General features: G+C 27.9%; 12 protein-coding genes. 2 read left to right on the top strand and 10 right to left on the bottom strand.

The features are described from left to right. Positions 1-71: 71 nt before the first annotated feature. The 8 genes from GFJ41_RS06725 to GFJ41_RS06690 all read right to left on the bottom strand — a co-directional run bounded on the left by GFJ41_RS06725 (position 72) and on the right by GFJ41_RS06690 (position 13,526). Entirely contained in the window at positions 72-1,532 is a 1,461-nt protein-coding gene (locus tag GFJ41_RS06725; protein ID WP_170074939.1) for an ABC transporter substrate-binding protein, read from the bottom strand. Between the two features lie 32 nt (positions 1,533-1,564). After that, on the bottom strand, positions 1,565-2,515 hold the full coding sequence (locus tag GFJ41_RS19040) for a carbohydrate ABC transporter permease (RefSeq protein ID WP_021429863.1): 951 nt from the start codon (positions 2,513-2,515) through the stop codon (positions 1,565-1,567). A gap of 22 nt (positions 2,516-2,537) precedes the next feature. Next, entirely contained in the window at positions 2,538-3,467 is a 930-nt protein-coding gene (locus GFJ41_RS06715; protein ID WP_170074938.1) for an ABC transporter permease, read from the bottom strand. Positions 3,468-3,636: 169 nt separating this feature from the next. Beyond that, on the bottom strand, positions 3,637-5,118 hold the full coding sequence (locus GFJ41_RS06710; protein ID WP_170074937.1) for a response regulator transcription factor: 1,482 nt from the start codon (positions 5,116-5,118) through the stop codon (positions 3,637-3,639). Then, positions 5,111-6,814 (bottom strand): sensor histidine kinase, encoded by a 1,704-nt coding sequence (locus tag GFJ41_RS06705; RefSeq protein ID WP_170074936.1) that lies wholly within the window; start codon positions 6,812-6,814, stop codon positions 5,111-5,113. The genes GFJ41_RS06710 and GFJ41_RS06705 overlap by 8 nt, the downstream gene beginning before the upstream one ends. Positions 6,815-6,838: 24 nt before the next feature. Next, positions 6,839-7,444, bottom strand: coding sequence for a YesL family protein (locus GFJ41_RS06700; RefSeq protein ID WP_021429792.1), 606 nt, complete (start codon positions 7,442-7,444; stop codon positions 6,839-6,841). Positions 7,445-7,516: 72 nt separating this feature from the next. Next, positions 7,517-10,222, bottom strand: a complete 2,706-nt coding sequence (locus GFJ41_RS06695) for an alpha-mannosidase (protein ID WP_170074935.1) — start codon at positions 10,220-10,222, stop codon at positions 7,517-7,519. A 172-nt stretch (positions 10,223-10,394) separates the two neighbouring features. Then, positions 10,395-13,526, bottom strand: a complete 3,132-nt coding sequence (locus GFJ41_RS06690; RefSeq protein ID WP_306343045.1) for an alpha-mannosidase — start codon at positions 13,524-13,526, stop codon at positions 10,395-10,397. Between the two features lie 302 nt (positions 13,527-13,828). Between GFJ41_RS06690 and GFJ41_RS06685 the strand changes: the two genes are divergently transcribed. Further along, positions 13,829-14,377, top strand: coding sequence for a hypothetical protein (locus tag GFJ41_RS06685; RefSeq protein ID WP_170074934.1), 549 nt, complete (start codon positions 13,829-13,831; stop codon positions 14,375-14,377). Between the two features lie 32 nt (positions 14,378-14,409). On the opposite strand, the gene GFJ41_RS06680 is transcribed toward GFJ41_RS06685, so the two are convergent. Then, positions 14,410-15,204, bottom strand: a complete 795-nt coding sequence (locus GFJ41_RS06680) for a MerR family transcriptional regulator (protein ID WP_170074933.1) — start codon at positions 15,202-15,204, stop codon at positions 14,410-14,412. Between the two features lie 131 nt (positions 15,205-15,335). On the opposite strand from GFJ41_RS06680, the gene GFJ41_RS06675 reads away from it, so the two are divergent. After that, positions 15,336-15,968 carry a GNAT family N-acetyltransferase gene (locus GFJ41_RS06675; RefSeq protein WP_035114530.1) on the top strand — a complete coding sequence of 211 codons (633 nt, stop codon included), beginning with the start codon at positions 15,336-15,338 and terminating at the stop codon, positions 15,966-15,968. A 32-nt stretch (positions 15,969-16,000) separates the two neighbouring features. On the opposite strand, the gene GFJ41_RS06670 is transcribed toward GFJ41_RS06675, so the two are convergent. Continuing rightward, positions 16,001-16,687 carry an MgtC/SapB family protein gene (locus GFJ41_RS06670; RefSeq protein WP_170074932.1) on the bottom strand — a complete coding sequence of 229 codons (687 nt, stop codon included), beginning with the start codon at positions 16,685-16,687 and terminating at the stop codon, positions 16,001-16,003. Positions 16,688-16,703 lie beyond the last annotated feature (16 nt).

Below are 16,703 nucleotides of genomic sequence, written 5' to 3'. Positions count from 1 at the left end.
ATTTCCTCCCATAATTTACATAAGAGGCTACCATATTGATAGCCTCTTAATATAATTTAAATATAATTTTATTATTTTTTATCTGCCATCCATTTATCATATTGAGCTTGTATGTTTTCCATAACTTTATCTATTCCCGCTGCATCTAACTTTTTATTTAACTCATTTAAATACTTATCTGTGTCTACAGATCCTGTAAATAATGGCGATTTAAATTCTTGAACTATGTTTGATATATTAGCTACTTCATTGCTTATCTCTGTAGTATCTACATAGAATCCTAATGTTGGAGAAGCAACCGCTGACTTATTAAACTCTTCATATTGTTCGATTCTATCTTTTGGATCAGTATCAAATGATTTAGTTATAAGTACATTTCCTAAAGCCCAAGATGGCATATTATATCCCTTAGCTTCTTCAGTCTTAGTTATAGTCTTATCTTCATTTGTTTTATAATGTACACCTTCTATACCTCTATCTATTAAGTTTCTTAAATACTCATCTGTATTTAATAAGTTTAAGAACTTAAGAGCTTCATCTGGATGTTGAGATGTTGCAGATATTGACATTACAGATCCAGTAACTGAGTTATTTATAGTTAAAGGATCATGCATTGGTGTATATCCAATTTCGTACCCTGCATTAGATGACCACATTTCCTTAGCTCCTGGTGCATATTGTTCTTTTCTTACGAACCAGTTTTGAACACTCATCTCATGTGGATCAGTATCTGTTGCTGCTTGAGAATGTATGTATCCTTTTTTATAGAAATCTCTTAGTGTATTTAAAGTTTTCTTTACATCTTCTTGTTCATATAGATTTACAATTTTTTTCGTATCTCCTTCTAAAGATATTGCAAATGGTAAGTTATCACCTAATAATAAGTCATACGGCATGTATGGCATGAAGTTTGCTCCTGCCGCCATTGGCATTTTTAAGTCTGGGTTCTTAGCCTTAACCTTTTCTAGTACTGGACCTAAATCTTCTAGAGTTTTAACATTTGACATATCTACTCCAGCTTTCTTAGCCATTTCAACATTATATGCCCATCCCATTTGTTGTCCAACTTCTTTATTTGCAGGTATTCCATATAATTTTCCGTTTATAGATGCCCCTTCTAAGAATAATGGGTTTATAGCTTCTTTTAATTCTTTAGCATTTTTATCTAACATTTCATCTGTTATTTCTAAATACGCTCCCTTTTGTGCATTTATTGCATAATCACTTGCAAATGCTAAATCATATGGCTCCCCTGATGAAGTTATAACTTGCATTTTTTGACCATAATCTCCCCAATCTACCATTCTTAAATCTATAGTTACACCTATCTTTTCCTTTGTATATTTATTAACTTCTTCCATAACCTTAGCTTGATCTGGTTGTGGAGTTCCTATCATATACCATACTAATTCTGTGTTTCCATTTGAGTCTTTTGCTGCACCCTTATCATCATTTGAACTACTACATCCCGTAAGAATTGTTGCCCCTAAAGTCGCCGCTAAAAATAGGCTCGATACCTTTTTAAATTTCATATTACTTCCTCCCCAATTTTATTAGTAAGTTATTATTCTTTTACTCCTCCAACTGTTAATCCACTTATAAAGTATTTTTGGAAGAACGGATAGCTACATGCTATTGGCAATGTAGATATAACTACCATAGCCATTCTAACTGATTCTTGTGGTAAGTTTTGCATTACTTCTCCACTTAACATTGCATTTTGTCTTATAAACTCTAAGTTCTTTTCTATTTTCATAAGCATATGTTGAAGTGGTATTAAATTTTGATGATCTATATATAACATCGCGTTAAACCAATCGTTCCAATATGCTAATGTACTAAATAACGCAATCGTTGCGATACCTGGTAATGCCAAAGGTATAACCATTTTTATAAATATTTTAAATTCACTTGCTCCATCTATTCTTGCAGATTCTATTATAGATTCTGGAACAGACCTTTGGAAAAATGTCTTCATAACTATTATGTTAAATGCATTAAATGCTAATGGTAATATTAATGCCCATATAGTATTTTTAAGACCTAATACCTGAGTCATTACTATGTATGAAGGAACCATCCCTCCACCAAATAACATTGTGAAAAACACTAAAAATGTGAATTGTTTTCTATATTTAAAGTTTTGTCTAGATATTGCATAAGCATAAGTTGATACCATACTTACATTTATTATTGTTCCTACAACAGTTACTACTATAGTAACTAAGTAAGAATGCATTAACTGTTTACCTGATGTAAGTAAATATTTATAAGCATCTAAGCTCCACTCTTCTGGGAATATTGAATATCCATTTTGTAATAATGATTGTTCTGATGTTAAAGATATTATTATTACAAATACAAATGGGAATACACATGCTATAGCCATTATAGCTAGTATAATATTTGAAATTATATTAGTAATTCCTGTAAACCCTTCATTATATGCTTTCTTCTTTTTCTTCCCTAAAAGATTAGGCTTTTTTTCTTGTTCTTTAGATACTACACTTTCCACGATTGCCTATCTCCTTTCTTTTTTAGAATAAACCATATTCTGGATCTACCTTCTTAACTAGCTTATTAGTTGTCATTATTAATATAAATCCAACTGCTGCTTGATATAAACCAGCTGCTGTACTCATACCAATGTTCCCCATATTCATAAGACCTTTGTATATATATGTGTCTATAACATCTGTTACTGGATATAATACAGCTGAGTTTCTCGGTATATTGTAGAATAATCCGAAATCTGAGTTAAATATTCTACCTATAGCCATTATCGTAAGTATAATCATAAGCGGTACTATTAGAGGTATTGTTATATTCCTTATTTGTTGCCATTTACTAGCTCCATCTATAGTAGCAGCTTCATAGTATGTTCTATCTATTCCTACTATTGCAGCTAAGTAAACTATACTTCCATATCCTACACCCTTCCATATATTCATAAATATTAGTATGAAAGGCCAATGTTTCGGTTCACTATACCAAGCTACTGGTTCTGCCCCAAATGTAGATAGAATAGAGTTAACCATACCTTTATCTGTACTTAAGAAACTAAATACAAAGTAACTTACAATTACCCAAGATAAGAAATGTGGGAATAGCATCCCTGTTTGATATACTTTAGCTAATTTTTTATTAGCTATTTCACTTAATGTTATAGCAACAAATACAGCAAATATAAGTCCTAACACTATAAACACCAAGTTATACAAAATAGTATTTCGTGTTATACGAAATGCATCTCCACTTGTAAATAAAAATTTAAAGTTATCAAATCCAACCCATTCACTATTTATTAAACTTTGTACAAATCCGCCTGGGTGCATTTTATAATTTTTAAACGCTAATACTGTCCCAAACATAGGCAAGTATGAGAATACTAGTAACCATATAGTTCCTGGCAATACCATCAACAACCAAGCTCTATTTTTCCATAAATCTTTCATGAATTTCTTCATCAGCGTCACCCCTTTTCCTAATTATATTTTATCATTAGGAAAAGCCTTTCTAAAGTTTACTATCTTTAGATTCGCTACACTTTCCTTAGTTTATGGATACGTTTTCCTATTTTTTTCAAAATACACTTCCCGTTGCGTAAAAAAATGCCTCTTAATTAGAGGCATATCTTTATAAGTTTATTTTTCTCCATTCACTAGGTGTAATTCCAACTATATCTTTAAATTTTCTATAAAAATAATTTTTATTTGCATAACCTACTAGTTCTCCAATCTCTGCAGCTTTTAAACTGGTTTCTACCAGTAAGTTTTTTGCTTTATTAACCCTAAAATTATTCAGATAATCTGAAAATAATATACCTGTTTCTTTTTGAAATAATTGTCCTAAATATATAGAATTTATATTATAAGTTTCACTTATTTCCTTTAAGTTTAAATCTTTGCTATAATTTTCTTCTATGTTTCTTAAGAGTTTTAATATTATAGGGCTTATACTATCATCAGTTTCTTCTAATTTTGACTGTCTATGCTTAATCATATTATTTAACTCAAGCTGTATTTGATCTAAGTTAACCGAGTTTATAACTTTTTCAAGATATAAATCTAATCCTTTTATAATCTTAGAGTCATTAAAATAATTATATACATTTAAAAACACTTCAATAGACTTTGTTTTAATTTGCTTTACTGTAAGATTCTCATCCTTTTTTAATTTGCTAAATATAGATTCAATATAATTTAAAGATTCTTTATTATCTTTATTTAACAGAAGCTTTTTTAAATTATCGAAATCTATATAGTCTATATTCTCAAGGTTATATGACTTTTCTTTGTACTCTCTAATCCAAGATATATTTGGGTAAACCAACTTATATTCATGAATATCCTTAGCACTTTGATAACTACAATTTAAATTATCTATTGAGTCAACGTATTTGCCTCTACTTATATATATTTGTTCATTTGTTATACTACTAAGATCATCTTTTAAATTTCTTAAAGTATCTTTATTTATAGATTCTTTATCCATTATAATTAAAATTTGATTTTGAAGATTTACACAATATTCATAATTTAAATTATCAATATAATTTAATATATGATTATTTATATTGCCACCTTCTGCAAACTCTAATATTACTACACATAAATTTTTATAATTTAAATTTACACCTTCTAATCTTAATCTATCCAATACTCCATCATTATTTTTATTACATATTAATTTTAATATAAGATCATTTTTAAATATCTTTGTATCTACTTTTTCTAACTTTATTTTTTCAATTTTTTTCTTAACCCCTTCTATCGTCTGTATCAATTCATCTTCATCTATAGGTTTAGTTAAGTAGTTTTCAGCCCCCATACTAATAGCCTCTTTTGCATATTGAAATTCTTGAAATGCACTTAGTACTATAAACTTAGCATTATGGTTAATTTTTTTTAAATTGCTAATTAGTTCTAGCCCAGTCATTTTAGGCATCATTATGTCAGTTATTATTAAATCTACATCCTCATTTTTTATAAAGTTAAATCCATCTTCTCCGTTACTTGAAGTTCCTACTACATCAAATCCATATTCTTCCCAATCTATAATATATTTAAGACCTTCTAAAATAAATGGTTCATCGTCTAATAAATATAACTTATACATTTTTAACTCCATCCTTTAAAATAGGTATTTTAAGTTTAACTATAGTGCCTCTATTTTCTTCGCTGTTTATATGTATTCCATATTTATCACCAAACCTAATTTTAAGCCTGCTGTTTATATTCATTAATCCTATCGAACTTTTCTTCTGTAAATTTTGATTTAAGTTTTCTTCAATCACATTCATTCTTTCACTACTTATTCCAATTCCGTTATCCTCAACTATAAGTTCTATATCTTCTTCAATTATATTTGCCTTTATAGATATGAAATTATCATTTCTATCTTTTGCCATACCATGATTTATACTATTTTCTATTACTGGTTGCAATATAAATTTCGGAACTTTAAAATCTAATAGTTCTTCATCAATATCTACTTTATAATCAATTATCCCTTTATATCTTGTACAACATAAATTTAAATACATTTCACAGTAATTAATCATTTCTGACAATTTAACATCTGAAGCATTATTATATGTAGAGTACTTGAACATACTAGCTAAATTATATATCATGTTCGCAACTTCTTTATTTTTACTTGCTAAAGCACACATCCTAATAACCTCTAATGTATTGTATAAAAAGTGTGGTTTTATTTGAGCTTGAAGTGCATTTAATTCCGCTTCTTTTTGTTTTACTTCAGACTTATATGTTTTCTCTATATTTTCTTGCAAACTCTCACACATTCTATCAATTTCAATTGCAATCATATCTAGTTCATCTTCTTCTTTTTCAACATTAAATCGTACACTTAAATCTCCTCTTTTTATATTTTCTATCCCTTGCATCATATTACTTAATTTATCAGAGAAATTTTTTATTACAAGGTAAGTAATAAAAAGTATTAGTGCAATACATAACAATGAAATTAAAGATATTTTAAAAATCATGCTTCCAATTCCTAGATCTTCATTTTTTATTACACTAATATATTTATACTTGGTTTGTACATCTTGTTTTATGGTTGCTAATTTGCTATTCTTATCTAAATATTTTTCTTCAACTTTTTCTATATTCCATATGCTTTTTTCCCTATAAGAATCTAGTATTATGTCATTAGAATTATCTGCTATTAAAAGCCTACCTTTTAAATTTGATCCATCAATTAAGTTATTTATATTTGTCAAATCAAAATATATATCAACATACCCTATTACATAAGTAGAATCTATATTTTTTATAGGCTTAGTTATTTTCCTAATATATTTACTTTTTAACTTATTTTTCAACTTGTACCAATCACTGTGTTTAAAAACAAGCTCGCTTACATATTCTTTATTTTTATCATTTATTATAATAGCTAACGCATCACTTCTACCTGATAATATAGTTTTTACTACATAGTCTAAGTCTGCTTCTTTTACATTTGTACTTGAAAATTTATCTAATTTGTAGCTTATATAATCTTCATATGTTGAGTTTATCAGCATCTGAATTTCATCAGTAATCTTTTTTTGTGTATTTATTCCATTTATAAGAGAGGTACTTACTATATCTTGTTCTTCAAATCTTTTTTCTATATTAAATATCATCTCTGAATGTATGTTTAACTCGTTTTGTAGTTCACTCTCTAAATAATACTTTAAAAATATATTAGATAGTAAACAAATAGATACAATGGTTATTGCCGAATATATAAGTAGCATCTTGCTAAATAGGTTTTTAGATGTGTATAAATTATATAGTTTTTTCAAGTTACCCCTCTCCCCATGTAAATTTTATGCCCTTTGAAGCTTTAAAAACTTTTTATATAAAATATTCATCACCCAATACCCTGGTACAACTACAGCAAAGTATATTAATAATCCAGGACTACTTTTTACAAAATATGCAAGTAGTGCTATTCCAATTAATATTAAAATAGTCTCTTTTGGACTTCCCATTGATAACATAAAGGAATTTTTTATATAATCCTTAGTCGATAATTCAAAGTGTACATAAGTTGGGAAAAAGTATATAAATGCAATAACAGAAAAAAACAAAGTTGCATTTACTAATATATAAATTACAGTTGCATATATAGCATCTATTTGGTATAAAATCCACAGATCAAATGCTAAAAATAAAAATATGCCTAAAAATACCGCTCCACACTTATTTGAGTTTAAAAACTCCTTTTTATAAGCTCCTTTAAATGACTCAAAAATATTAATTTCTAAATCCCCTTGAACCCATTTTCTTAAAACATAAAAAGTTGCAACAGTTGATGGCATTATCCCTAATACAACCCCTCCAAGTAAAGTTCCTACAGACCAAAAAAGATTTAGTACTGCAAACTTCCATATCCAACTGCAAAAATTAAATATAACAGATTCCATTTTCATAACATATCACCTCAATATTAATATTTAAAAAAATAAAAAGGTCATCCAATCAGATAACCTTTTTACGTTAATTTACTTCCCTATGCTTACAGTTACTATTTCTGATTGTCTTAAGTGGATTTTATTTTCTGTAATTTTTTGGATTTTATCTTCTAATATATTCGCTCTATACTTATCCCCTAATAAACTACAACTACTTAAATTCAAAATAGTTTCTTCTTTGTTTAAATTGTATACTCTTAATATATTATTTCCATTTTTACATTCCCTTTTTAATGTTGACCACATTATACCATACCCCTCTACATTTAGTAAACCGTTTGCATAAGGTATTTCTCCACTTTGTATAGACATTTGTTTAGAAATTATAGGTATTTGGAATAAATGAGCTTCCTTATAAGAATCAAATACTTCTTTACCATGAGGTATTATTTCAAGCTCTACTTTATGATTTCCTAAACACTGAGCTTCTGGAGTTTCAAAAACGCCCCAATCGCCTAATTCTCTAACACTTCTTAATAATGTAACTGCAATTGTATTTCTATCATTATTCAAAATTTCATATTCATTTAACCCTTTATTTGCAATTGTAAGTCCATAGTTATCGTCATGTATATTTACAAATGTGTGCTGATGTTGGCAGTTGCATGGATTTTCCCAAGATGTATGTGGAATATTATTTCTCTTTGCTACCTCAAATATTGATTCTGCATAATGAACATTACTTTCTATATCTGTATTAAATAACATCCTCATTCTATTGTCTTTACAGATATTGTTAAATTCAGATTCAACCTTTAATCCCTTAGCACTTTTTTCTAAAGTTAAGGTAGTTTTTATTTCCATCTGTAACGTTTCTTTAACTCTTTGTGCCTTTCTATGCTTAAATTCTAATACTTCTTCAATTTCTTTATCTAACAAGTAATCTGCACTTTTTGGAATATCCCACTTATGAATAACTTCCACAACAGCTTTATATGGTAAATCTTCTTTTATATTTATATTAGCTTTTATTTCCTTAGTAGTTAATGGTGTTTCACCCTCTGGCATTTTATAAATATATTCATTACCTATGTCACCTGTATTTTCATATACACATAAATCTTTGAAAACTTTATTAGTATTTTTATCTAATATATCAATACTTCCATTTTCATTTATTTTAACTCTTATATTTTCATTTTCTAATATATTTTCATTTATTAAGCTATTAATACTATTTTCAATGCTATTTGAGTCATCCTCTACTAAAGCATATGTATCCCATCCAAAAGACTTAATATTATTCGTTTCAATCTCAACACTTACTAGCCTTGAATAATAAGGTTGTCTAAATTTATCATCTGGCAAATCATATCCAAATTTTATTCCTAAATCATTTATATTTGAATCTATTTTATTTCCATTTATATCAACTACTTTAAACTTAGGAAGCTTTATATTTCTCATTTCTTTTGCTATTTCATTTGGATGTCCTTCTTTAAAATACTTTCTTACTATATCAACCTCAACTTTAACTAAGCCTTTTCTATCATACCCGGATGTATTTAAAACTAAAAATGGATATACATTTTCTCCTAAATCTTTAAATTTCAGAGTATTAATTTTACTAGATATATAAGTTAAACTTTCATTTACAATATACTTAGCAACATCCTTAGCTTTATCAAATCTAGCTACCATTTCTCTATGAACTTCATCTACACTACACCCACAAATACTGTCGTGAGGATGATTCTTCATTAAAGATTTCCATCCATACTCAAATAAATGATGAGGGTATTCAAAACCATATTGGCTAGCCATAGTTGCTATTGGTTCAGCTACTTTTTCAAATAAAGTCTGGCAAAGTTGGTTCCATTGCTTTAAGTAAACTCTCGATGAAGCTGTATTAGCAAGTGTGTACCATCCATCAGTTTGCTGACTTCTTAATTCTCCCTTTATAATTTGTAAATCTTTATCTATATTACTTTTTAAATCCTTTACATAATCTTCAAAGTTAGAGTGTATAAAGTCTATATCACTATATATGTTCTTAGCCATTTTGATAGCTTCTGATAAATCAGTTTGAATAGGTTGATGATCACATCCATTTAAAAATAACAAATGATTTGTTGATGCAAATTTTCCAGCATCATCTATTCTCTTACTCCAATAATTTTTAGCTTCTTTTTCATCAGTAGGTATTTCCATTCCATTACAATACCAGTTAGCAAATAGTATTCCCAATACCTTAGATCCATCTGGACTTTCCCAATACATTTCAGAATATGGAGATTCAAATTTATCATCAGCACTTACTTCATTGTTAAACCCAGTTGGTTTTACTCCTCTTCCAAAAGCTGCAGCATCTATTCCTGCTTGCTTTAATATTTGAGGGGCTTGCCCCATGTTCCCGAAAGAATCTGGGAAATACCCTATTTTACATGCTTCAACTCCATAATTATTTGCATCTTTATGACCATATTGTAAATTTCTAACATTTGATTCGCTGCTTGTTAAAAACTCATCTTGAAGAACATACCAAGGTCCAATTTTAAGTCTTCCTTCTTTAATAACCTTTTCTAAAAGTTCTTTTCTATCAGGTCTAACTTCCAAATAATCTTCTAGTAAAACTGTTTGTCCATCTAAATGATAATATTTAAATTCTGAATCTTTCTCAAATGTATCAAGTAAAGTATCCATAGTTTTTATAAGCATCATATGATGTGTTTCATATGGTAAATACCACTCTCTATCCCAATGAGTATGAGATATTATATGCGCAGTCTTTTTCATAAAAAATCCCCCAATACTAATTCTCTCCACCACACCTTAATGTAGTGAATTACTTGAAGTCAGAAAGCAAAGTGATGTAGATAATTGTTGACGAAACACTTAAAGCACATGCTCTTAGTGCTTTGTGTGAAGGAAACAAATATCTACATCACAAGCCTCTGCTAAAGCTAGATTACTTCATTTTTATCATAAGTGTTTTAATTTCATATGGATTTACAACAACATTTATAGAGTTTTCATTTCTTAAATTCTCTATTGGTTTTTCCATTAAGTTTGTCTCCATCCATCCAGTAATTTCATAATCACTATCTATACTTACATTTTGTCTACTTCCTGAATAATCATGGAAACGGATTATTATCATATCTTCATCTTCAGCTTTTTTTATAGCATCAACCAATATATTTGTATCATTAAATTTAAATAATTGTTTTTTGACCTCACTCTTTAACATTCCTTTTATAGATTTTAACGGTTGATTAAGTTCATATGCATGTTTTACTGTGTTTCCATCTATAAAATCTCCACTATGAGGTAATAGTGAATAAGTAAAGTTTTGTTCTCCTTGATCTTGTACTGGATCAGGGTGTGTAGCTGATTTTAATAATGTTAATCTCATTACATTGTCTTTTATGTCATGGCCATATTTACAATTATTTAATAAACTTACACCATAATTTCTTTCAGATAAATCAACCCATTGTTGTGCAACACTTTCAAATCTAGCTCTATCCCAACTAGTATTCCAGTGAGTTGGTCTTTTTACATTTCCAAACTGAACATCGTACGTAGCCATAGTACTTCTTATATCTACTACAAATGCCACCTTAAGTAATTGCTTTTTCTCTCTCCAATCAACATTTGTTTTAAAATCTATTCTATTGCTATTAGCGTATACTATCATGTCTTGGCTTATTGTTGTGTTCATATATTTATATTTAAATCTTATAACAGCTTTTATATTTCCGTCTTCTATTAATTCAACGCTTTGTAAATCTTTTACTTCTCTCATCTTCTCTTGGTAGAATATATCAATATCCCACGCTTCATGTGCCATTGGCTTGTCTTCAAACATTTGAAGAACATTTCCTCTTTCGCCCTTAGCCAATACTTCTCTTTTGTTTTCTTTATCATATATAGATGTTAATTGTCCATATTCATTCCACTCTATATTATATTTAGGAGTTGAAATTTTACCATCACAGTATTCAAATACTGAGTTGTTATCATATTGTACATCATCTATTTTTAATATTATTCTTTTATATCCAAGTGCTGGAATATTTTTAATTTCTACTGTATATTCATCTTTATTTCTTTGATATTTTAGTTTATTTCCATCTTCATCATAAAAACTTCCATCTTCATCGCATTTTATATTTATAGATTCAGTCCTGTCCCAGTTAGAGTTATTTACTATTGTCCAAGTATGTTCATCTTTATTTATATATATTTCTTCAAGTTTATTTTGTATATCTAATGCGATGTCTTCTGCTTCTTTATACTCTTGTTTTGCATCTTCATAAACTTCCGTTATAGATGAACCAGGTATTATGTCATGAAATTGGTTTCTAAGTATAGTCTTCCATCCTTTAGTTATTTCATTATTAGCATATAGTGACCAATCATTGTTAGTTAAGCAAGCTACAGTTGATAACCACTCTGTTTCTCTATATAAAAGTTCTAGTTTTCTATTCATCATTTTAGTGTATGCCTGACTTGTATATGTACCTCTATGATATTCTAAGTATAATTCTCCATCCCATGTATGAACATATTCGTCAGTTTTTTCTACCTTTTCCTTTAAACATCTAAAGTATTCACTAGCTTTTCCAGTCTTTACATTAGGTAATCCTGGCATTTTATCTAATCTTTTTCTATACTCTAACATTTCACGGTTTACTCCACCGCCACCGTCTCCAAAACCATAAGATACTAATAAATCATTAGTTATTCCTTTGTCCGTATATGCATCCCATACCCCTTTTACTGTTTTAGGTGTAAGTCTTCCATTGTATGTATAGAACCAAGATCCAGGTTGGCTCCATGGTTCTGGAGTTGTTATAAAGTGAGTTAGTATTTCTGAACCGTCTATTCCTCTCCACTTAAATGTATCATGTGGCATCCTATTATATTGATTCCAACTTATCTTAGTTGTCATAAACATATCTATACCAGATTTTTTTAATATTTGAGGTAACGCCCATGAGTATCCAAAAACATCTGGTAACCATAAATATTCAACATCCTTATTAAATTCTTCTTTTATAAACCTTGACCCTACTAAAATTTGTCTTACTAAAGATTCTCCTGATGGTATGTTACAATCTGCCTCTAACCACATTCCACCATCAACTTCCCAGTTACCATCTTTAACCTTTTGTTTTATAGCTTCATATAATTCTGGATAATCATTTTTTACATATTCATATAGCTGAGGTTGTGTTTGTAAAAATATGTACTCAGGATATCTTTCCATTAATCTTAATACTGTTGAAAACGATCTTGCACATTTCTCTCTAGTGTGTTTTAATCTCCAAAGCCAAGCAACATCTATATGAGTGTGTCCAATACAAGTTACATTAACTACTGAATGTTTATCAATTTTATCTATTTCTTTATTTAAGTAATCTGATGCTTCATGTAGTGAATTATAAAAATCTTCATTACCTGGATATGCCCAATCAATTAATTTAAATGCATTATTTAGTATTTTTGTTAAGTGAACTTTATCTGGAGAATACTCGTCTAGCTCTCCTATTGTTTCTAAAATTACACTTGCATTGTAGAATAAATCATCTACTTTTTCATCTAACCACGCTAATTGAGTTCTATTTATACGATGCTCTTGTTCTCTTGGAATTCCTCCTCCTTCAAGCCCAGTCCATAGTCTAAATATTAATTCTACCCTAGTTCCATTAATATATTTAGGTAAAAATACTTCTTTGTGATTACTATCAACCCCTTGGTAAGGCTTATTATTTAGATAAAATAACGATTCAAATCCAGAGTTGTTCCCAGCTCCAGTTTCTCCGAAATCAAATATCCCAACAACAGTTTTATTCTCCCAGTTTGATGGTATATCAACTTCCTTTTGCATCCAAAGGTATAAATCTCTTCCTTTCCATGTCTCCCCAGTTTTTATAACTCCATCATACTCAGTTGGAATATTAGGCGCTATATCTCTGTCCCCATTTAACTTCGTGTTAAAATATTCAAGTTCTACTTTATCTCTATATCTATAATCATCTAGTTCATGTATTCTATTTCTAAGTTTATCTATTGTATAAAACATATCTTTCATGCTTTTTTCTCCCCCTTCGCTAATATAGTCTCATTATATTTAGAAACGTTTTCACTGTCAATTTGATATAAACATCTATATTTACTTAGTATAGCTTTTATAATATAAGTGTAGTTTTAGCTTATTTTTTATTAATTAGTTCTTTATTTTTATCAATTGTAAAAAGTGTACAAACTTAAGTTTATATTCATTATTCTTATATAAAATTAATATACAGCACTACTTCGAAAACATTTTCTTAAATTATTCTATTTTATATAATATAATTAACTTAAATTAATTAGTTATTATGGAGGTTTAACATGAAAAAACTTGAAGATATTAAGCTATTTAGAGATTTAGAAGAAGCTTCTTTAAAATATAGAGATTTAGAGTTTAAAAACAAAGACACAGAAATTGAATATAACACTCAATTACAAAATCTTTTAATTAGTTATAAATCACAACTACCTCAAATAAAAAATAGATACGATTTTATATCAAAACAAGTTAAAGATCAATCTAATTACTACTCTTCTAAAAATGTTTATAATACTATAATTAGTTTGAACAACTTAGTTAGCTCTAAATGTGATTATATAAAAAATTACGATTTATATAGAGAACATACATGTGTGCATGCAGTAATAGGGTCAACTGTGGATGAGCTTTCTTTAATTAATAACTCTATAAAGAATAAAGATTTCTTAAAAGATAAGCATACTTATTTATATATATATGAAAAAATATCAATAAATAGCTTTATGAACTTTTTAGCTTTAAAAGATATGTCTATAAATAAAAACTTAATAGATGCTTTATCTCAATTAGTACTTGCTCAAATTCAGTCAGTAGCTCTTGTATCTTTATAAAACAAAAAGGTTGTAAAACTTTTACAACCTTTTTATATAAATATCTGAATCTGGCAACTATATGTTTTAGTATTAAAAAAATCATTAAATAACTCAATTTCAATAAATTTTTTTACTTCTAAGTTATTTTCTTTTATGTATTTTACAATTTTATTTATACATTCTTCCTCATTTTCTTTTGTGTATGCTAATGTTAAATAATCACCTTTAGGCAATAAATCTATATGTTTATCTATTTTGATATTTTCATCTTTGATTATTTCATTAAATACATAAAATGGTTCTACTTCTCCCTCAGAATTAAAATCATATCCAATTCCTCTTTCTATAGAGATATTTAAATTTTTATTTTTAATAATTTTTTCTAATTCTGAATACGGAATAAGCTCTTTTAAACTTCCTACTTCTTTACACGGTGCTATTACTATGTATCTATCATCAAAATGTTTAATCCTTATTTCTCCATCTTTTATTAATGCTTTTGAATATTCAACACTATTGTTTAAACTATCAATATTCGTTATTATTTCTTTCATTTTTATTATATTTTCTTCAGCTTGTAATTTTTTTATATGCAAAAACTTTAAAAGTTTTTCTGTTTCACAATCCTTAAAAATTTCCTGAAGCTCAGCTATACTAGTTCCTAGTGCTCTACATCCCTTTATTACATCAATATGTATGAATTGGTCTATCGAGTAATATCTATACCCAGTATTATCATCTATATATTTAGGAATTAAGATTCCAACTTTATGATAATACCTTAATGCTTTTACAGTTACTTTTTTTATTTTTGAAACCTCTCCTATAGAGTATAAATTTTTCATAAATTTTCATCCCCTAATTTTAAATTTTTCGCATTGACTCTCCCTTTAGGGTATACATTACTATCATTATAAGGTATTTTCAACAGAAATTTTACTTTTAATTTATTAGTTAGAAAGGATAGTGTGTCTATATGAAAAATGTAGTTTATAGAAATTTAGAGAAAAAAGATTATAATCGTATTAAAGAATTAATTAATAATGCGTTTGGATTTAGTGAATTTATAAAAGATAGTAATTTATTAGAATCGATATTAAATATTTACTTACAAGGATGTCTTTTAGATAGCTCATTTAGCAAAGTTGCTGTAAAAGATAATGTTGTTATTGGAATAATATTAGGAAATGCAAAAAATGATAAAAAACATTTAAGAAAACTTTCTAATATTTTAAGTTGGGTTTCTAGTGGTACAAAATTAGCTTTTTCTAGTAAAGAAAATAAAAACGCTATAAAGGAATTTTCTAAAGTATCACAAACTTATAAAGAAATTATCCAAGGTAAGGAAGACGACTTCCAAGGTTGTATTCAATTATTTATTGTGTCCGAAGAGTCTAGAGGTCTTGGAGTTGGAAAAACATTAATTAAATATCTATCTAACTATATGATTGATATGAAAGTTAACAATATCTATTTATATACGGATACTAGATGTAATTATGGATTTTACGATAGTCAAAACTTTAATCGTCTAAATGAAAAAGAAATTTATTTTGATACAATTCCATCTAGTTTAAATATTTTTTTATATGGATATAAGTTCAACTAAATATAGGAGGTACCTTTTGGTACACTCCTAATTTAAAAATTATCAATTTTACTTACCTTTAATATACTTTCATTTTCTGATAGTAAGCTAATCAAATCATTTATACATATAAGCCTTAAGTCTTTTAATGTATATATAACATTAAATTCATCTACAAACTCTATAGATTCAATTTGTAATTGTAAATCTTCAATTGAATTTTTTAATTCTTTTATAGCTTCGGTTTTAGATTTGTATTTTATAATAAGTTTTATCTTTGTAGATTTATTTATATACTTACCTTCTATTTTCTTTAAAACTACAAGGACTATTATTGTACTAATACCACCTAAAATACTTACTTCATAAAATCCCATTCCTGTAGCTATTCCAATACATGCAACTGTCCAAATAGAAGCTGCTGTAGTTAGTCCTTTAACAGAACCTTTAGTTTTTATTATAGTTCCAGCTCCTAAAAATCCTATTCCAGAAACTACTTGACCAATAAATCTCCCATCATTCACCTTTACTATTCCTGAAAGGGCTGGCTCACTTGTTATTTGGCTTAGTGCTAAACTTGCTAACTGTACTTGTATTAATGCAGCTATTGTTGCACCTAAACAAACTAATGCATGAGTTCTAAATCCTGCCGATACATTTTCTCTTTCTCTATTAAAACCAATTATACCACCTATAAAAATAGATAGTAAAATTCTTATAACTATATCTTGTATTTTCATAAGATTACTCCTACTT

It is taken from the genome of Paraclostridium dentum (assembly GCF_012922555.1).
Taxonomy (GTDB): Bacteria; Bacillota; Clostridia; order Peptostreptococcales; family Peptostreptococcaceae; genus Paraclostridium; species Paraclostridium dentum.
The sequence above is the reverse complement of the archived record's forward strand: the minus strand, read 5'-3'. Positions and strand labels throughout refer to the sequence as shown.